Annotated in this window: 16 protein-coding genes; 6 read left to right on the top strand and 10 right to left on the bottom strand. The window is 62.4% G+C overall.

What is annotated here, in order from left to right:
• Positions 1–63: 63 nt before the first annotated feature.
• Genes ETC27_RS05915 through ETC27_RS05905 form a run of 3 tightly spaced genes read right to left on the bottom strand, consistent with a single transcriptional unit; the run spans position 64 to position 1944 of the window.
• The gene (locus ETC27_RS05915; RefSeq protein WP_136254064.1) at positions 64–300 is read right to left on the bottom strand and encodes a DUF1653 domain-containing protein; all 237 of its coding nucleotides are present in this window, start codon (positions 298–300) and stop codon (positions 64–66) included.
• Positions 287–1156, bottom strand: coding sequence for a tRNA cyclic N6-threonylcarbamoyladenosine(37) synthase TcdA (gene tcdA, locus ETC27_RS05910; RefSeq protein WP_136254063.1), 870 nt, complete (start codon positions 1154–1156; stop codon positions 287–289). Before tcdA ends, ETC27_RS05915 begins: the two co-directional genes overlap by 14 nt.
• Entirely contained in the window at positions 1153–1944 is a 792-nt protein-coding gene (locus ETC27_RS05905; RefSeq protein WP_136254062.1) for a pseudouridine synthase, read from the bottom strand. Before ETC27_RS05905 ends, tcdA begins: the two co-directional genes overlap by 4 nt.
• A gap of 873 nt (positions 1945–2817) precedes the next feature.
• Here ETC27_RS05905 and ETC27_RS05900 point away from each other — a divergent pair.
• The 6 genes from ETC27_RS05900 (at position 2818) to ETC27_RS05875 (ending at position 8575) form a co-directional block, all read left to right on the top strand.
• A complete protein-coding gene (locus ETC27_RS05900) occupies positions 2818–3621 on the top strand; it encodes a class I SAM-dependent methyltransferase (protein WP_168709026.1) in 804 nt (267 codons plus the stop codon).
• A 106-nt stretch (positions 3622–3727) separates the two neighbouring features.
• Complete coding sequence (locus ETC27_RS17755) at positions 3728–3958, top strand: DUF6434 domain-containing protein (RefSeq protein ID WP_369333498.1); 231 nt, start codon at positions 3728–3730, stop codon at positions 3956–3958.
• A 561-nt stretch (positions 3959–4519) separates the two neighbouring features.
• Positions 4520–5257, top strand: coding sequence for an SIR2 family NAD-dependent protein deacylase (locus tag ETC27_RS05890; protein ID WP_136254060.1), 738 nt, complete (start codon positions 4520–4522; stop codon positions 5255–5257).
• A 198-nt stretch (positions 5258–5455) separates the two neighbouring features.
• Positions 5456–6439 (top strand): MBL fold metallo-hydrolase, encoded by a 984-nt coding sequence (locus ETC27_RS05885; protein ID WP_136254059.1) that lies wholly within the window; start codon positions 5456–5458, stop codon positions 6437–6439.
• A gap of 280 nt (positions 6440–6719) precedes the next feature.
• Positions 6720–7664 (top strand): bile acid:sodium symporter family protein, encoded by a 945-nt coding sequence (locus ETC27_RS05880; protein ID WP_136254058.1) that lies wholly within the window; start codon positions 6720–6722, stop codon positions 7662–7664.
• Positions 7665–7759: 95 nt separating this feature from the next.
• Positions 7760–8575 carry a tRNA-uridine aminocarboxypropyltransferase gene (locus tag ETC27_RS05875; RefSeq protein WP_136254057.1) on the top strand — a complete coding sequence of 272 codons (816 nt, stop codon included), beginning with the start codon at positions 7760–7762 and terminating at the stop codon, positions 8573–8575.
• 3 nt (positions 8576–8578) lie between these two features.
• Here ETC27_RS05875 and ETC27_RS05870 read toward each other — a convergent pair whose 3' ends face one another.
• The 7 genes from ETC27_RS05870 to fmt all read right to left on the bottom strand — a co-directional run bounded on the left by ETC27_RS05870 (position 8579) and on the right by fmt (position 17337).
• Positions 8579–9745 carry a GGDEF domain-containing protein gene (locus tag ETC27_RS05870; protein ID WP_136254056.1) on the bottom strand — a complete coding sequence of 389 codons (1167 nt, stop codon included), beginning with the start codon at positions 9743–9745 and terminating at the stop codon, positions 8579–8581.
• 424 nt (positions 9746–10169) lie between these two features.
• Entirely contained in the window at positions 10170–11399 is a 1230-nt protein-coding gene (locus ETC27_RS05865; protein ID WP_136254055.1) for a TraB/GumN family protein, read from the bottom strand.
• Between the two features lie 139 nt (positions 11400–11538).
• Entirely contained in the window at positions 11539–12987 is a 1449-nt protein-coding gene (locus ETC27_RS05860; protein ID WP_136254054.1) for a TrkH family potassium uptake protein, read from the bottom strand.
• 61 nt (positions 12988–13048) lie between these two features.
• Positions 13049–14422, bottom strand: coding sequence for a Trk system potassium transporter TrkA (trkA, locus tag ETC27_RS05855; RefSeq protein ID WP_136254053.1), 1374 nt, complete (start codon positions 14420–14422; stop codon positions 13049–13051).
• 203 nt (positions 14423–14625) lie between these two features.
• Positions 14626–14829 (bottom strand): dodecin, encoded by a 204-nt coding sequence (locus ETC27_RS05850; protein WP_136254052.1) that lies wholly within the window; start codon positions 14827–14829, stop codon positions 14626–14628.
• 133 nt (positions 14830–14962) lie between these two features.
• Positions 14963–16345, bottom strand: a complete 1383-nt coding sequence (gene rsmB / locus ETC27_RS05845) for a 16S rRNA (cytosine(967)-C(5))-methyltransferase RsmB (RefSeq protein WP_136254051.1) — start codon at positions 16343–16345, stop codon at positions 14963–14965.
• Positions 16342–17337: a methionyl-tRNA formyltransferase gene (gene fmt, locus ETC27_RS05840; RefSeq protein WP_136254050.1), complete on the bottom strand. Its 996-nt coding sequence runs from the start codon at positions 17335–17337 to the stop codon at positions 16342–16344. The genes rsmB and fmt overlap by 4 nt, the downstream gene beginning before the upstream one ends.
• Positions 17338–17465: the final 128 nt, after the last annotated feature.

Here is a 17465-nt window from a genome sequence, read left to right as displayed (position 1 = left end):
GTTTCGGGGATAGCTTCGGGGATAGGGTCGGCGAGAACCTCAGGAGCGAGGTTCAGCGCCGACTCAGTCGAACGCCTTCTCCAGGGCAAAGCGAGGCACCGGTTCACCCTGCACCTCGACGCTCTCGCAGAACATCGTAAGCGGCCTGACCCACAGGCCGTAGTCGCCGTAGAGCGCCCGGTAGACCACCAGCGTCTCCTCGGTCTCGCTGTGCTGGGCCACGCCCATCACCTCATAGCGGGCGCCCTTGTAGTGGACATAGATACCCGGCACCGGGCGCGGTGGTTCATGAGCGATCATCACGAGACTCCTCTGAGGACAGGGCGTTGGCCGTGTCATGGTGGCGGGCAGCGGCTTGGCGAGCGAGCCGCGCCATGACCCGGGCCGCGGCGGCAAAGCCAAAGGCGCCGGTAACGAAGGTGGCGGCGCCAAAGCCACTGGCGCAGTCCAGGCGGGTACTCTCGCCGTCACTCGGCTTGGTATGACAGACCTCACCGTCGGCGCCGGGATAAACCAGCTGCTCGTCGGAATACACGCACTCGACGCTGAAGCGGCGCTTGGGATTTCGCGAGAAGCCGTAATCGCGGCGCAGCCGGGCACGCACCTTGGCAAGCAAGGGGTCATGCTCGGTGCGGCTCAAATCGGCGATGCGGATGCGGGTCGGGTCCAGTTGGCCACCGGCAGCCCCGGTCACCGTCAGGCCAATCTTGCGCCGTTTGCACCAGGCGATCAGCGCCGCCTTGGCGATCACGCTATCGATGGCGTCGACCACATGATCGGCATCGGCGGGAATGCGCTCCGCCAGGTTGGTCGGGGTCACGAAGGCCGTGTCGGCGATGACGTCAGTTTCCGGCGAGATCGCCCGGCAGCGCTCGGCCAGCACCTCCACCTTGGGACGACCGATGGTGCCATCCAGCGCATGCAGCTGACGGTTGATGTTGGAGACGCAGACATCGTCGAGGTCGATCAGCGTCAGCTTGCCGATGCCGGACCGGGCCAGGGCCTCCACCGTCCAGCTACCCACACCGCCAACGCCGACCACCACCACATGGGCTTGACGAATGTGCGCGGCGGCGCGCTGGCCATAGAGGCGCCGGATGCCACCGAAGCGGAAGTCGTAGTCGCCATCCAGGGAAGTGGGGTCAGTGTCGGTCATGGTGTCGGTATCGCTGCGTGAGTCGTTGACGATGGGATATCGGCCTTTTCGAAGCGGTGGCCATGTTGCGGTAAATGGGCGCCCCAGCCGAAGCGCTCGAAGAGCTGCGTCATGTCGTCTTCAAGGCCAGCGCTCACGGTCAGGCGATCACCAGTCAGCGGATGCTCAAGGCTCATTTCCACCGCCGCCAACAATAGCCGGTGCGTGTCCAGGTTCTCGCTGAAGAAGCGGTTGTGGTTGCCCTTGCCGTGTCGCGCATCGCCGATGATCGGGTAACCGCGCCGCGACAGGTGGCGGCGGATCTGGTGGCGACGCCCGGTCAAGGGGCGCGCCTCCATCAGCGAATAGCGCGCGCTGGGGTAGCGGTCGACCCGTACCGGTAGCTCGACGCTATCCAGGCGCTGTACCTCGGTCGCTGCCTCCATTGCTGGCATCTCGGCCTTGGGCCGGCGGCCATCTTCCTCGCGCAGCGCATAGTCGAGGCACTCGGCTTCAGGGCCAAGGCCGCGCACCACCGCCAGATAACGCTTGCTGACCCGCTGCTCGGCGAAGGCCTCGCCGAGGGTGCGTGCGATCTCCGAAGACAACGCGAACACCAGCACCCCGGAGGTCGGCCGGTCCAGGCGGTGCACCGGGTAAACGTGGCGACCCAGCTGGTCGCGCAGCAGCTGCAACGCAAAGCGCGTCTCGCCGCGGGCGAGCGCCGTGCGATGCACCAAAAGCCCTGAGGGCTTGGCGATAACGACCAGGGCATCGTCCTGATACAGAATGGGAAGCGGTGCTGACATGGGGCGACTGCGGCTGAAAAAGGGCGCCTATTGTCGCCGCTTGTCGCGGGGATGTCATCCGCCGGGCGGGGGACTGCGTGGGTTGTCAGGCCAGGTGTTAGGCTGAACACCGGATAACCAAGCACAGCATAATGACACTGCCCATACGCAGGGAATCTCACGTGGCAACGACTTGCTCCGTGCATTGTAGCACCTTGCTCGACGACATTAGCCGTGCCGTGTGCAACTCGACCGGTGGTATGGCCGAAGGGAAATGGCGTTATGACAGTACCAGCGGTGAAATGGTGGGGGCGGCTGCTATCGACCCAAATGGCTATGCCGGCGAAGGCAGTATGTGCGGTTATTAGTGTTATATGCCAGCCTCAATCAAAAATCATATTAATATCAGATGGTTGAAATTGTGATATAAGAGTATTGAGTATGTACGCTCGTTCAAGTGGGAAAGCGTGTGTTCTGTTTTGATCATTTTCTTAGAATTCAAAATAAAAATAATGGCTTAATAAGCTCTTGCCTAAAATGTGTTTCTCAATAAGTGGTGGAGGCTTGAAAATGTTTATTTTTTTAGCGTTATCAATGGCTTGCCGAAATTACAGGAGGCGTTAGTCGTTGTTAAGTGAAAATATTTCGTTATGTAAAAATTTCTGTTTGGTTTTCAGGTTTATACTTCGGGTTGATAGTTAAGCTCTTTAAAGTCGGAGTGTTTGGGCGGCCTAGGGGTCCATAAAACCGCTAACCCTTGAAGAAAATCAGGTTGTTAGTAGGTGGCAGAAATAGATGGCGCCAGAAATCGGGATGTTATTAAAAAATAAGGACAAAAACGGCAGTGCGGAAGTGCGGGGACCCGAGCGTTGGACGGCAAGGAGGACACTTACAATGAGTGAACTAAATATTCAAGAGCTGGAGAAGGTCGCGGAAGCGTACGAGAATCTCCTTGCTCCAGCATTGTTTGCGCAGTGGCCGCACCGGTTAGCGGATGCAGCTGATGTAGACGACGGCCAAGATGTCTTGGATGTTGCATGTGGTACCGGAATATTGGCACGAACCCTTGCTGAACGGGTTGGCCCGGATGGGTCTGTGTCGGGGGTAGACCTCAATCCCGGGATGCTAGCCGTAGCACGGCGAATCTCTCCCGGAATTATCTGGAGTGAAGCGGACGTTGAAACCTTGCCCTATGAAGACGAGAGCTTTGATGCCGTGCTTTGTCAGTTTGGACTGATGCTCTTCCGTGCTCCCGAGGTTGTACTTCAGGAAATGAAGCGTGTCCTACGGTCGGGAGGTTGTTTGACGGTAGCGGTGTTTGGCTCTTTGGAAGACGTGCCCGCCTATGCTGCCATCGCTGATGTGTACGAGCGCCTGCTCGACAAGTCCGTGGGCGATGCACTTCGCATGCCCTTCTCGATGGGTGACACGGATAGGCTTGCGTCACTGTTCGACAGTGCGGGCATCAGTTCCACGAAGGTTTCGACACACAAGGGGCGAGCCCGCTTTTCAAGCGTTGAGAACATGATTTTGGCGGACGTTAAGGGATGGTTCCCGTTTGCCGGAATCGAGCTTGATCAAGACACCATCGAAGCTGTGATCAAAGAGGCGGAAATAGCGCTGAAGCCTTTTAGAAGCGCCAGCGGTGCCGTTGGGTTTCCGGTACAGGCGCACATCGTTACGGGCTCGAAATCATGAGGCTCTCAGACGTCTGCGACATTGAGCGCGTCACCATCCAACAAGGTCGTGCGGCCGATGCTCGTACCTCGCGAGGCTGATGGCTGACGTTATGAGGCAGCAATAGATGGAAAAACGCATGAATGGTTTTGACTGGCACAGTGATCAGATTACTGAAAACACGCCGGTGACTAGCTCGTACCGTAATACGCAAAACGTGCGTCGATTTTTACAACAGCATTGTGGGCCTGATTTCCGGTTTGATCGGGAATTCATGAATTGGATAAAAAATGGAGAGTCCAAAACAATGGGCGAGGTGGTAATGGAATGGAAGCGACGAAAGAAAAGGGTGTCGTAAAGTTTAGGCCAGTCATCAGTCATGCTACCCCTGCCTCATAACGAGGCATGCCTGTTCGTTCCGGCCCTGATGGGCCTCCGCCGGACGGCATTTTCTCCGCTTCGCCGCTCAAAGTCCGCCGCTGAATCTTGGCGTTATATTCGCACTGGCTGAATATCCGCTTTTGGCCGATAGCGATCTATCTCTCGGATGCCGATATCTGGTCGTACCCTTTTCTTCGCTTCATTCCCGTCGGCCTCAATCAGGTGTCGAATAAGCCGGGCATGTGCCTGAGGGTATCAGCATGCCCAATGGGTGCGGGCTCGCGGCCCATCTGGGTTATGACCGATGGTTCTCAGGATGTCGAGTAGCTCGCCGTGCCGTTCTGACTGTCCCACTCCGAGGGCTGAGTCGTTGGCAAAAATGGTGGCTATGCAGCTTGCCAAGCGGATTGTCACCGAGAGGTGCTTGCTGGCCGTGCTGGGGAGGGAGTGATAGCGTCGCCAAAGGCAAAAATATGCACAGCAGGTCGCTGGTTTCTCAGAAGAGAGGAGTTGGCGGCCAGGTGGCGAGAGGTGGTGAATGGAAGAACAACGTGCGCCCCACCTGGTGGTGCTGACGGGTGCGGGTATCAGTGCGGAGAGCGGCATCCGTACCTTCCGGGCAAGCGATGGTCTCTGGGAGGAGCATTCCATCGAGGCGGTGGCCACGCCTGAGGGTTTCGCCCGCGACCCCGAACGGGTGCTGCGCTTCTACGACGAGCGCCGTGAGCAGGTGCGCCGCGCCGAGCCCAACGCCGCGCATCGGGCGCTGGCCGAGCTGGAGCAGGCGGGCATCCGGGTCAGCATCGTCACCCAGAACATCGATAATCTACACGAGCGGGCCGGCTCGCGGGGTGTGCTGCACCTGCATGGCGAGATCCTGATGGCGCGCTCCTCGGTGGATGAGCGGCTGCGCTATCCGCTGCGCAGTGGCGGCATTCGCTTGGGTGAGGTCTGCGACAAGGGCAGCCAGCTACGCCCGGACGTGGTCTGGTTCGGCGAGTCGGTGCCGCGCTATGGTGATGCCTGCGATATCGTCGCCGAGGCGGACATGTTGCTGGTGGTGGGCACCTCGCTTGCGGTGATGCCGGCGGCGCTGCTGCTCGAACAGGCACCTCTGGAGGCGCAGGCGGTATTGGTCGACCCCGAGGCTAACGACCTGGCGCCACCCGGTGTCGGGCGCATGGCCTTGTCGGCGGGGCAGGGCGTGCCGCGTCTGGTTAAGTATTGGCGAGCCACCGGCAAGCTCGAACTGCCCAATGACCTGCGATCACTCTGATCGCGTCATGGCGGTGTATTGGCTGCGCGCATATCCGGCAGGCTCAAGGGTGTCCTCACTGTCTTGTTGAAGAACGGCTTCTCGCGGGCTCTTTAAGCATTAGCTTGTACAAAATTTATTTGTCCACTAGCTTTGTGTCCAAGTTACTCGTCAATGACCGACACACTGGAACGCCAATACGATCAACAGGAGATTGCCATGACCGCCTTGATGACGCGTGCGACCTGGCCGCTGGCCACCGCGACCGTGCTGGGCCTTGCTATCAGTGCCTCGGCGGCTGCCGCCACCGAGCCGGCTGAGGGGCCCAATCCCGGCTATTACCGCATGATGCTCGGTGACTTCGAAGTCACGGCGCTGTCTGATGGCACCGTCAAGTTGCCCATGCATGAACTGCTGCACATGCCGGCCGATGAGGCCAAGGCGCTCTTCGAGGACGCTTACCTGGATGTACCCGTCGAGACGTCGGTCAACGCCTTCCTGATCAATACCGGCGATCGGCTGGTGCTGGTCGACACCGGCGCGGGCACCCTCTTCGGGCCGACGCTTGGCAAGCTGGGTGCGAGCTTGGAGGCTGCCGGCTATCGGCCCGAGCAGGTCGACGATATCTACCTGACTCATCTGCACCCTGACCATGTGGGCGGGCTGATGAATGGCGAGTCGCGGATGTTCCCCAACGCCACCCTGCACGCCGATCAGGACGACATCGACTATTGGCTGGATGCTGACCAGCTCGAGGCCGCACCGGAAGGCCAGAAGGGCTTCTTCCAGGGCGCGATGGCCTCCATGAACCCCTATATCGAGGCCGATGCCTTCGAAGTCTTCGATAGTGACAGCGAACTCTCGCCGGGCATCCATGCCGAGCAAACCCACGGCCACACGCCGGGGCACAGCATCTATCGTGTAGAGAGCGACGGCGAGACTCTGGTGCTATGGGGCGACATCATGCATGCCGCTGCGGTGCAGTTCCCTCATCCCGATGTCACCATCGATTTCGATAGCGCCCCGGACGAGGCCCGTGAGCAGCGCAAGGCGCTGTTCGCCTCCATCGCCGAGGAGGGCGACTGGGTCGCGGGGGCGCACCTGTCCTTCCCCGGTATCGGTCATCTGCGTGCCGAAGGTGATGGCTATGAGTGGTTGCCGGTGAATTACAGCCACGACCCACAAGCGGCGTCTGAGGAGTAACAACCGCGCATAGGCCATCTGGCAGAATAAGCAGGTTGAAGGCGGCCGGATAACCCGTCGTCGCCCCCTCTGCGTGCGACATCCCTGGCCGTTCTGTTCGGCCCATGACGAAGGCGCGCCCCGACTACCGGGGCGCGCCTTCATTCGTTAGGGCGCATACGGCATGATAGGCGGCCCGCCCCGACATGAAACACGTTGGGCGGACAACAGAGCCGTCTCAACGGCCCAGGGTCAGGCAGCGGCCTGGCCATCTTCCAAGACACAACGCCAAGGATACCTCATGCACGTCTTCGAACGCCTCAATCGCCTCTTTCCCGTCTGGGCGATTCTCTTCGCACTCTGCGCCGCCTGGCAGCCGAGCTGGTTCACCGGACTCTCAGGCCAGATCAAGCCGCTGCTGGCACTGATCATGTTTGCCATGGGCCTGACCCTGTCGCGCCAGGACTTTCTCGGCGTGGTACGCGCCCCCAAGCCGGTGGCCGTGGGCATCGTGCTGCAATTCACGCTGATGCCGCTGGCAGCACTCCTTGTCTCAAAGCTGCTGGGACTCGATCCGGCCTTGACCGTTGGCATGGTGCTGGTCGGTGCCACCGCCGGCGGTACGGCCTCTAATGTCATGGCCTGGCTGGCCGGTGGCCATGTGGCGCTGTCGGTGTCGATGACCCTTGCTTCCACGCTGGTGTCGGTGGCCGCCACGCCGCTGCTGACCTGGTTGCTGGTCGGCGAGAGCATCGCCGTGCCGGTGGCCGGCATGTTCATGAGCATCGCGCAGCTGGTTATCGCACCGATCGCGCTGGGCGTGGTGGTGCACCACCTGCTGGGTCAGCGAGTGCGTCGCGTCGAGCCGATGCTGGCGACGCTTGCCATGGCGGCCATCGTATTGATCATCGCCATCGTGGTGGGGCTCAACGCCGACCGCCTGCTGACACTTGGGCCGTTGGTGGCGCTGGCGGTGGTGCTGCACAACGGCATTGGCCTCGCTGGCGGCTACGGGCTCGCGCGGGTGATGGGCTTCGGGGAGCGCACCGCGCGTACCGTGGCCATCGAGGTGGGAATGCAGAACTCCGGCCTCGCCGTGGCGCTGGCCAGCCAGTTCTTCTCTGCCAGTGCCGCACTGCCGGGCGCGCTGTTCTCGGTGTGGCACAACGTGTCCGGTTCGCTGCTGGCGGGCTACTGGAAGCGTCGCCCCGTCGAGCAAGAAGCGCCAGCGAGTGCGCTTAGCTGAAGGATAGGGCGTCTTCCCGCGGACGCGGGTCGGGCTCTGGCCGTGCATGCTAGAATGCGCGGCCTACAAAGCGACGATCCCGAGTCCGATTATTCATGAATGACACCACCGAGCCGGCGGGCGATTCTGCCGGCTCCTCCACCAGCCCCTCCACCAGCGGTTGTGACGCGTCCGAGGCGTCTCACGAGCCTTCTGCTGATGCGTCTCGCCCGCCGAGCAAGCCATTCAAGGCCCGGGGCAGCACCATCACGCGCTGTGAAACCTGTCGGTTGCCGGTACTTAACTGCCTGTGTCCCTATCGGGTCGAGGTCGAGAGCCTGGCGCGTTGCTGGTTGATCACTCACCCGCTCGAGCACTTCAAGCCGACCAACACCGGCCGGCTGATCGCCGACGTGCTACCGAGCACCGAGGTCTTCACCTGGTATCGCACCGAACCGGACGAGCGGCTGCTCGAGCTGCTGGCCGACGAGCGCTTCGCGCCCTTCGTGATATTTCCCGATGACCAGCCAGACTACGCTGATCGTGTGGTCGGCATTGAAGCGGTGCATGATGCCAAGGACCCCGCGACGGGGACGGGGGCCAGGATGCCGGTGTTCATCATCCTCGATGGCACCTGGCGCCAGGCACGGCGGATTTTTCGTCGCAGCCAATACCTTGATCGCTTGCCGGTGCTGCCACTTTCCACCGAGCGCGAGACGCGCTACCGGCTGCGCAAGCCTGCCTCAAGCGCGCATCTCTGCACCGCCGAAGTGGCCGCGGAGTTACTGCGCCAGGCCGGTGATGCTGAGGCAGGAGACGTGCTCGATGATTACTTCGATGCGTTCAACGACAGCTACGACGCCAGCCGTCGACACAGCCGTCTGCAAGCGCCGACGCCGGCCATGGAGCGATTGCTGGCGCGGCGCGGCTAGCGTCTATCCCGGCTCGTCGATTTCCTGGAAACGGCCCTTGCCGTGATGCTTGGCCTGATACAAGGCCTGGTCTGCGCGCGAGAGCAGGCTCTCGAGCCGTGTCCGGTCGATGCCGCGCCAATCCTCGCAATGCACCACACCGACGCTGAGCCCCAACCCTGAATAGTGCTGGCTGATGTCGGCGATAGCATCGATCAGTCGCTGTGCGATACCGCGGCTCGACTCGGGATCGATGCCGGGCAGCAGGATCACGAATTCATCGCCGCCCCAGCGTGCCACGATGTCGTGATGACGCAGTGTCTCTTTCATCAGATCGGCAATCTGTCGAAGTAGCTCATCGCCCACCGCGTGGCCGTAGGTATCGTTGATGGCCTTGAAGCCATCAAGGTCCGAGTAGATCAGGCTTGCGGGGAATGGCCTGCGGCCACCGTCGCGTATCGTCAATACCTCCTGGAACCAGCCGCCTCGATTGAGTAATCCGGTCATGGGGTCCTGGTGTGCCAGCCGACGGTTGTGATATTCGCCGAGCAAGGCCTGCTTCGAGGTCTCATGAAGGGAGTGAACCATTTTGTGGATGGCAATCCAGAAGAACGGCCCCTGCACCACGAAAACCCAGAACCAGGGCTCCGGCTGGAAGGGAACCGCAAGTTTCAGTGGCATATCCAGCAGCAGGATCTGCAGCACGGCATAACGTGGGGTGCCATGACTGAAACTCGCTGAGGCCGTGGCCAATCCGACCATGGAAGGAATCGCCAATACCTGCAGGACCGTATCACCGCTGAGCAGACACAGGGCGGTGCCAAGACCGGTGGTGGTGCTCCATAACAGGTTGACCAGATATATCTGGTCGGTGGGCGTTTTATCTGTCTTTAGCCGCCATTGTTTATTGGCAGAATAGTGCAGGAGAACGCGAGACGTCGCGCATATCAACGTCGCTAAAAACCACAGCCAGAACAGCGGCTCTGGATGCCGGTAGAGGCCGATCAGGGTCATCGCCAGGGAGGAGATCATGCCCGACCACATAATCGATGATTGGATACTGGGGCCCGACTGCAAACGCCGCTGAATGCTTTCCGGCAGGTGGCTGTCGCAGAGCAGCCATTGCATGAAGCGCCAACGCGGCAGTGAGTAAAGATGCTGGGGCGTGTAAAGCTGATGTCGCGTCGGCATCGCGTCTGGCCTTTAGGCAGGGCGCAACGGTCCCGTTATCGGGGTGGCACCGCTGCCGCCCTGCGGAAAGCTGCTTTGATGGTTGTCATCACCTGACGTAGAGCCGGCAGTGTCCATGACAGTGTTTTTTTGTATATCGGCTGTTTGAGGCGTTTTCTTGAGCATTATCTTGACGATGAGTCGTAATGCTCTGGTCCATGACGAGGCGGATGCGAGACGCAAGCTTACGCCATGTAACAGTTTTCGAGGCATGCCAGTGCCTTACCTTCATCCGCTTATGAAGAGCCGGTGACCTGAAAAAGAAACCGTTTGTGACTGTGCCATGGGGCCTGGATAAAACGATAGCGGCCAGCTCAAGGCTGGCCGCTGTGGCAAGCAAGGAACGCGCTGCCATGGTGACGCAATAGATTGATTCAGAGGGTGATCAGCCGATCAGCTGGCCGGCGATGCGTAGCCCGGCGATCCAGGTGCCGGCGGCTGAGCCGAGTGTGGCCAGCAGGAACACCAGCAGGGTGCGAGAGACGCGATTCTTCCACCAGCCCTTGGCGTTGGCGACATCATGGCGCAGGGTCGAGAAATCGCGCACTTTGGGTTTGCGCATGGCAAGCTCGACCCCGGCAGCCACGAAGCCGGCGCCGATGGTGGGATTGAGCGAGGTCAGTGGTGCGGCGAAGAAGGTGGCGATCACCGTGACCGGATGGCCGAGCGCGATGGCGGCCCCCAGTCCTGAGAGAATGCCGTTGATCAAGAACCACTCGCCGACCAGCTGCCAGCCCAGCCCGGTATCCTTCGAGAAGCCCAGTGCGAAGCCGGCGAGTACCAGCACGGTGATCGCCCAGGGCAGTAGCTTCCAGGCTTTCGAACGTGCGGGGGTATGCTCCAGTGTCTCGCGCTCGGCCTGGGGGGCGGCGGGTAGATCGCCTTCCAGGTGTTCGGCCATGCCTCTGAGGTGCCCGGCGCCGATAATCACCAGCACGTTGCGGTAATGCGTGGGCGCCTGCTCTTCGAGGCTCAGCGCCATGTAGCGGTCGCGCTCGCGAATCAGGGGCGTGTAGAGACGCTCGGACTGCTCGGCGAACTCGTTGAACGTGGATTCCAGCACGTCGCCTTCCTTGAGACGCTCTATATCGGCGGAAGAGACCTCCTGGCGTGATACCACGCTGCCCAGCAGCCCGGAGAACAGCCCCAAACGCTGCCACCAGGGCACATTGGCGTAGATGCGCTTGAGCGTCACGCCGACTTCGCGGTCGATCAGCAGCAGCGGCAGCTTGGCCCCCTGGGTTTCCTCAACGGCCGCGCGCATCTCGGCGCCGGGCTCGATGCCTGACTGCTCGGCCACCCGTTGCTGAAAGGCGCCCAGTGCCAGGCTGGCGGCGACCATGCCGGCCTTGCCTTGGCGGAAAATCTGGAAGAGATCCTGATTGGCCAAGGCATCGGGTTCGACCAGGCTCTGGTGGCGCGAGGCGCAGAGTTCGATGGCCACGGCGTCGAACTCGCCGGAGCGGATAAGCTCGCGAACCTCGGAGGCGCTCTCGGCGGAGACGTGGGCGGTGCCGAGCAGGGTATAGCGGGTATCGCCGCGCACGATCACCCGGCGCGGCCCCTGGCCTGTTACCTGCGGTTCGGGAATGGTGATGTCCTGGGGTTCTGTCATGGACGCTCGCTAGACGGTTAAGAGAAAAAGATTATCCACGATGCCCGTGGCCAGGCCAAACCCGCTTGCCAGGAGGACGCTGCAAGCGGGGTTGGCGGGCTTCCTGGAAAGGCGATCTTTTCGAAGGATTCGCCAGGGCTTAGCGACGCCAGAAGGCCGGCGTGAACAGCACCAGTACGGTGAAGATTTCCAGGCGACCCAGCAGCATCGCCAACACCAGGATCCACTTGGCGGCATCCGGCATGTCGCCATAATGGCTTGCCACTTCACCAAGCCCCGGGCCCAGGTTGTTGATGGTGGCCGCCACTGCGGACCAGGCTGTGACCTGGTCGAGGCCGGCGGCCATCACGCCGATCAGCATCAAAAAGAACAGCAGGACATAGACCGAGAAGAAGCCCCACACCGCCTGGGCGATGCTGTCCGGGACGCTGACCTTGCCGATTTTTACCGCGAATACCGCATTGGGGTGGATAAGGCGCAACACCTCGCGCATGCCCTGCTTCAGGATCAAAATGATGCGGATGACCTTGATGCCGCCCCCGGTGGAGCCAGAGCAGCCGCCGACGAAGGCGGCGACGAACAGCAGAAAGGGCAGGGCGCCTGGCCAGAGAGAGAAGTCGGCAACGCCGAAGCCGGCCGTGGTGGCGATAGACACCACCTCGAAGATGCCATGACGTAGCCCAAGCAGGTCGGTGTAGGTGCCGGTCAGCCACAGCGATGCCACCGCGACCAGCGACAGCCCGGCCAGAAACATCAACAGGAACCGGGCTTCGGGATCTTCCAGATACTGGCTCAGGCGCTTCTCTCGCCAGGCGGCGAAGTGCAGGCTGTAACTCATCGCCGAGATGATCATGAACAGGATGCAGATGGTCTCGATCAGGGCGCTGTCGAAATGCCCGATGCTGGCGTCATAGGTCGAGAAACCCCCTATCGCCACCGTGGAGAAGCTGTGGCCCAGGGCATCGAACCAGTTCATGCCGGCAAGCCAATAGGCGGCAAAGCAGGTGATGGTCAGGGTGGCATAGATATACCACAGCGCCTTGGCGGTCTCGGTGATCCTCGGCGTCAGTTTGGAGTCTTTCAGCGGCCCCGGAATTTCGGTGCGGTACAGCTGCATGCCGCCGATGCCGAGCGTCGGCAGAATGGCAACGGCAAGCACCACGATCCCCATGCCGCCTAGCCACTGGAGCTGCTGACGATAATAGAGGATGCCTTCCGGGAGAAAATCGATCCCGGTGATCACGGTGGCGCCGGTCGTGGTCAGCCCCGAGAAGGATTCGAATACCGCATCGGTCAGTGAAAGCGACTGGGCGCCGTCGAGCATCAGCGGCAAAGCCCCGAATAGCCCCAGTACGGTCCAGAACAGCGCCGCGATCAGGAAACCGTCGCGGGTACGCAGCTCCTTGCGGGCATTGCGATTGGGCCAGTAGAGCAGCGCACCGGTGGACACGGTGATCGCCATGGCGATGACAAAGCTGCTCCACACGCCGTCGTCAAAGATCAGCGAGATCAGGACCGGGGGCAGCAGGGTCAGGCTGAACAGCATCAGCAGCAGACCCAGTATGCGCAGAATCATGCGCAGGCTCATGGCGTGACCGTCCTTGTCATCGAAAACGTAAGGGGGATGGCATGCATGCGGCCTTGGCCCATCAGAAGAAGGTCAGACCGACCTGGAACAAGCGCTCCACATCACGGATGCGGCGCTTGTCGATGACGAACAGGATGACATGATCGCCGGATTCCACCACCACGTCATCGTGGGCTATCAATACCTCCTTGCCGCGCACGATGGCGCCGATGGTCGTGCCGCTGGGCAGATCAATATGATCGATGGTTCTGCCCACCACCTTCGAGGAGTTCGCGTCGCCATGGGCGATCGCCTCGATGGCCTCGGCGGCACCGCGGCGCAGCGAGTGGACATTGACGATATCGCCACGCCGCACGTGGGTCAGCAGGCCACCGATGGTGGCCTGCTGGGGCGAGATGGCGATGTCGATCTCGCCGCCTTGTACCAGATCGACGTAGGCGGCGTTGTTGATCAGGGTCAGCACCTTCTTGGCGCCCAGCCGCTTGGCCAGCATCGACGACATGATGTTGACCTCGTCGTCGTTGGTCAGCGCGCAGAAGATATCGCAGTCCTCGATGTTCTCCTCGAGCAGCAGCCGCTTGCTGGTGGCACTCCCATGCAGTACCACGGTGCGGTCGAGACGCTCGGAGAGCGTCGTGCAGCGCTCGAGGCTATGCTCGATAATCTTGACCTGATGGCTGTGCTCGAGGGTCTCGGCCAGGCGCTCACCGATATGGCCGCCACCGGCGATGACGACGCGACGGAAGTCACGGTCCAGTCGGCGCAGCTCGCTCATCACGGCACGAATGTCGCGACGCGCGGCGATGAAGAAGACCTCGTCATCGGCTTCGATCACGGTGTCGCCGCGGGGGATGATCGGTCGGTTGCGACGATAGATAGCCGCCACTCGCGTATCCACATTGGGCATGTGGCGGCGTAAAAAGCCGAGTTCCTGTCCGACCAGCGGCCCGCCGTAGAAGGCCTTCACCGCGACCAGCTGCACCATGCCGCTGGCGAATTCCAGCACCTGCAGCGCGCCGGGATAATCGATCAGCCGGCGGATATGGTCGGTGACGACCTGCTCGGGGCTGATCAGGACATCGATGGGCACGGCATCGTGGGCGAACAGGCCCTTGCGGGTCAGGTAGGCAGTGGCGCGCACGCGGGCGATCTTGGTCGGCGTGCGAAACAGGGTGTGCGCCACCTGACAGGCGATCATGTTGACTTCGTCGGAGTTGGTGACCGCAATCAGCATGTCCGCGTCTTCGCAGCCCGCCTGACGCAGCACGATCGGATAGGAGGCCGAGCCAGACACCGTACGAATATCCAGGCGGCTATGCAGCTCGCGCAGGCGCTCGCCATCGGTATCCACCACGGTGATGTCGTTTTCTTCATGGGCCAGGTGTTCGGCCAGGGTGCCACCGACCTGGCCAGCACCTAGAATGATGATCTTCATGAATGCGTCCGCAGGCTGATTGACCGACGGCCATAGAGGGGCGTCGGCAGGCGGTGGCTAGCATAAACCACTCGACCGGTAGGCGACAGGGTACGGCAGGTGCGCCATCTCGGCACGACCTGAGGCCGTACCGAGAGAACAAAGCGCGGAAAGTTTCCCCGACGACTGATCTGGCTCAAGGGTTTCTCGAGATATCGTCAGGCTTACTCGAGCGTGAAGCCGACCTTGACGGTGACTTGCCAGTGAGCAATACGTCCGTGTTCGATATGGCCACGGGTTTCGGTGACCTCGAACCAGCGCATATCGTGCAGGCTATTGCTGGCACGTTCGATGGCCTGATTCACGGCATCTTCAATGCTTTCGGTGGATGAGCCGGTCAGTTCGACTTGCTTGTAGACGTTGGACATGAATCACTCCTTTGTCGTGGATGAAGCCCCGGCCTCCACCGGGGCTCAGCCGCCAGTATAGGCATCAAGCGCGGCCTGATCGCAAGCCGTCTCCTTGCCCGAATCCTGGCGGTGGCCTGTCTCAGGCTCGGCCTTACTTGCGCTTGAGCCGTGCATAGAAGAAACCATCGTGACCGTGCTCGCGGGGCAACAGCTGACGCCCGGCGCCGGATTCGACACCCCAGGCCAGTCCTTGTGGTGTGTCGATCTCGGCGTCCGGTGTGCGCGCGAGGAAGGCGGCGATCTGCTCGCTATTCTCCTCGGGCAACACCGAACAGGTGGCATAGACCAGGGTGCCGCCGGGGGCCAGGGTCTGCCATAGATTGTCGAGCAGCCTTGCCTGCAGCGTTGCGAGCTGGCCGATGTCATCGGGGCGGCGCAGCCGCTTGATGTCCGGGTGACGGCGGATCACTCCGCTGCCGGAGCAGGGGGCGTCGAGCAGGATGGCATCGAAGGGTGTGCCGTCCCACCAGTCCTGCTCGCCAGCATCGGCGGCACTGAGCTGAGCGCTCAGGCCGAGGCGTGCAAGGGTGCCCTCGACGCGACGCAGGCGCTCGGCGTCGCTGTCCAGGGCTTGCAGCGAGACATCGAAGGCTTCGAGCAGGTGAGCGGTCTTGCCGCCAGGCGCGGAGCAGGCATCCAGCACCTGGGCGCCGGGACGCGGCGCCAGGGCCGGGCCCAGCAGCTCGACGGCGAGCTGAGCCGCTTCGTCCTGTACGCTCACATCACCCTCGGCAAAACCCGGCAGGGCGCTGACGTCACAGGGAGTCTCGAGGGTCAGGCCATCCGGGGCATGCTCGCAGGGGCGTGCCTCGATACCGTTCTCGCGCAGGCGCTCCAGGTAGGCTTCCTGGCTGGTCCGGCGGCGGTTGACGCGCAGTGTCAGCGGTCCTGCCTGGTTGTTGGCGATGGCGATCTCGCGCCAGTCGTTGGGCCAGGCCTGACGCAGTGCCTTGAGCCACCACACCGGATGCAGCAGGGCAACGGCGGGGTCGCGGTCGACCTTGGCCTGCATCTCGCTTGCCTCGCGCTGCAGACGGCGCAGGCAGCCGTTGAGCACCCGAGTCGCCCAGCCCTTGTCGAGCAGGCGGGCGGCGCCGGCCGTCTCACCCACCGCGGCGTGGGCCGGAATACGCAGATACAGAAGCTGATAGATTCCCACCAGCAGCAGCGCCTGGATATCGGTGTCGCGCGCCTTGAAGGAGCTCTTGAGCAAGACGCCGGCCAGCGCTTCGAGGCGCGGTAGCGTGCGGCAGACGCCGTAGCAGATCTCGCGCAAAAGCGCCCGGTCGCGGGGCGCCACGCGGCTGTCATCGAGGCTTGCAAGCGATCCGCGAGCATTGAGGATCGGCACCAGCGCGCGGGCGGCTTCGGCCCGCAGGCTTAGACCATTCTGGCCCTCGGCGGGCGCCTGCTTGGGGTGTCGTTGGGAACGCTTGTTGGCCCCCTGGCGACGGTTGTTCTTGGCCTGATTCATGAGGAGGCCTCCTGCGAGGAAATGGCATCGCCAAGGTGAGTGCCGGTTGCGAAGCGCTCACCTCGGGCGTTGAGTAGGTCACGCGCGGCCAGGGGTTTGCCGCCGGGAAGTTGAGCGCGGGTGATACGCAGCACCTCGTCGCCGTTGGCACCACAGGCCACACGCAGGGCGTCGCTAGCGGCCGGCAACAGGGTGCCGGGGCGGGCGTCGGGGTCCTGGGCATCGCTCGCGCCGGGTTCGGCCAACCAAAGCCTTAGCGGCTCGCCGGCGAGGCGTGTCCAGGCGACCGGCCAAGGGTTGAAGGCCCGTATCTTGGCGGCCAGGCTCGCGGCTGGAGCGGTGAAATCGAGCTCACCCTCGGCCTTGGAGAGCTTGGCCGCGTAGGTCACACCCGCGTCGGGCTGCGGCGTGGCGGCGAGCCCCGGGCCTGCGAGCGCATCCAGCGCCGCCACGATCGCGTCGCCGCCGAGCGCGGCCAGGCGGTCGTGCAGCTCGCCGCCGGTGGTCGTGGCATCCAGCGGTGTCCGCCGTTCGAGCAGCATGGCGCCGGTATCGAGCCCGGCATCCATCTGCATGATGGTCACGCCGCTCTCGGCATCACCGGCCTCAAGGGCGCGCTGGATCGGCGCCGCACCGCGCCAGCGCGGCAGCAGCGAGGCATGCACGTTGAGACAGCCCATCGGCGGAATATCGAGCACCGCCTGGGGCAGCAGCAACCCGTAGGCCACCACCACCATGATGTCGGCATCAATGGCGGCAAGCTCGGCCTGAGCATCGGCATGCTTGAGCGAGGCGGGCTGATGGACCGGCAGACCGTGCTCCAGTGCCCGCGCCTTGACGGGGCTCGGGGTGAGCTTGCGACCACGCCCGGCGGGGCGGTCGGGTTGGGTGTAGACGGCCACCACCTGGTGGTCGCTTAAGAGCAGTGCATCGAGGCTTGCCGCCGCGAAGTCGGGGGTGCCGGCGAAGATCACGCGCAGGGGTCGGGTCATGAAAGGCCTTGCTGAGTAAAACGATCAGGATGGGCGACATCATAGCGTAAGGTCGCCGACAACGACGAAGGCCGGCCCCGCCACGAGGCAGGGCCGGCCTTCGGGTGGCCAGAGCTGGCCTGGGTCCC

Source organism: Onishia niordana (assembly GCF_004798965.1).
Taxonomy (GTDB): domain Bacteria; phylum Pseudomonadota; class Gammaproteobacteria; order Pseudomonadales; family Halomonadaceae; genus Onishia; species Onishia niordana.
Note: the sequence above shows the minus strand (reverse complement) of the source record. Positions and strands in the feature narration are given on the sequence as shown.

What these genes read in the sequence shown, in the direction of transcription:
- ETC27_RS05890 (WP_136254060.1), top strand. Translation starts at nt 4,520, where the DNA reads ATGGAAGAACAACGTGCGCCCCACCTGGTGGTGCTGACGGGTGCGGGT.
- ETC27_RS05850 (WP_136254052.1), bottom strand. Translation starts at nt 14,829, where the DNA reads ATGTCCAACGTCTACAAGCAAGTCGAACTGACCGGCTCATCCACCGAA.
- trkA (WP_136254053.1), bottom strand. Translation starts at nt 14,422, where the DNA reads ATGAAGATCATCATTCTAGGTGCTGGCCAGGTCGGTGGCACCCTGGCC.
- ETC27_RS05870 (WP_136254056.1), bottom strand. Translation starts at nt 9,745, where the DNA reads ATGCCGACGCGACATCAGCTTTACACGCCCCAGCATCTTTACTCACTG.
- ETC27_RS05900 (WP_168709026.1), top strand. Translation starts at nt 2,818, where the DNA reads ATGAGTGAACTAAATATTCAAGAGCTGGAGAAGGTCGCGGAAGCGTAC.
- ETC27_RS05875 (WP_136254057.1), top strand. Translation starts at nt 7,760, where the DNA reads ATGAATGACACCACCGAGCCGGCGGGCGATTCTGCCGGCTCCTCCACC.
- ETC27_RS05865 (WP_136254055.1), bottom strand. Translation starts at nt 11,399, where the DNA reads ATGACAGAACCCCAGGACATCACCATTCCCGAACCGCAGGTAACAGGC.
- tcdA (WP_136254063.1), bottom strand. Translation starts at nt 1,156, where the DNA reads ATGACCGACACTGACCCCACTTCCCTGGATGGCGACTACGACTTCCGC.
- ETC27_RS05880 (WP_136254058.1), top strand. Translation starts at nt 6,720, where the DNA reads ATGCACGTCTTCGAACGCCTCAATCGCCTCTTTCCCGTCTGGGCGATT.
- ETC27_RS05915 (WP_136254064.1), bottom strand. Translation starts at nt 300, where the DNA reads ATGATCGCTCATGAACCACCGCGCCCGGTGCCGGGTATCTATGTCCAC.
- ETC27_RS05905 (WP_136254062.1), bottom strand. Translation starts at nt 1,944, where the DNA reads ATGTCAGCACCGCTTCCCATTCTGTATCAGGACGATGCCCTGGTCGTT.
- ETC27_RS05885 (WP_136254059.1), top strand. Translation starts at nt 5,456, where the DNA reads ATGACCGCCTTGATGACGCGTGCGACCTGGCCGCTGGCCACCGCGACC.
- fmt (WP_136254050.1), bottom strand. Translation starts at nt 17,337, where the DNA reads ATGACCCGACCCCTGCGCGTGATCTTCGCCGGCACCCCCGACTTCGCG.
- ETC27_RS05860 (WP_136254054.1), bottom strand. Translation starts at nt 12,987, where the DNA reads ATGAGCCTGCGCATGATTCTGCGCATACTGGGTCTGCTGCTGATGCTG.
- rsmB (WP_136254051.1), bottom strand. Translation starts at nt 16,345, where the DNA reads ATGAATCAGGCCAAGAACAACCGTCGCCAGGGGGCCAACAAGCGTTCC.
- ETC27_RS17755 (WP_369333498.1), top strand. Translation starts at nt 3,728, where the DNA reads ATGGAAAAACGCATGAATGGTTTTGACTGGCACAGTGATCAGATTACT.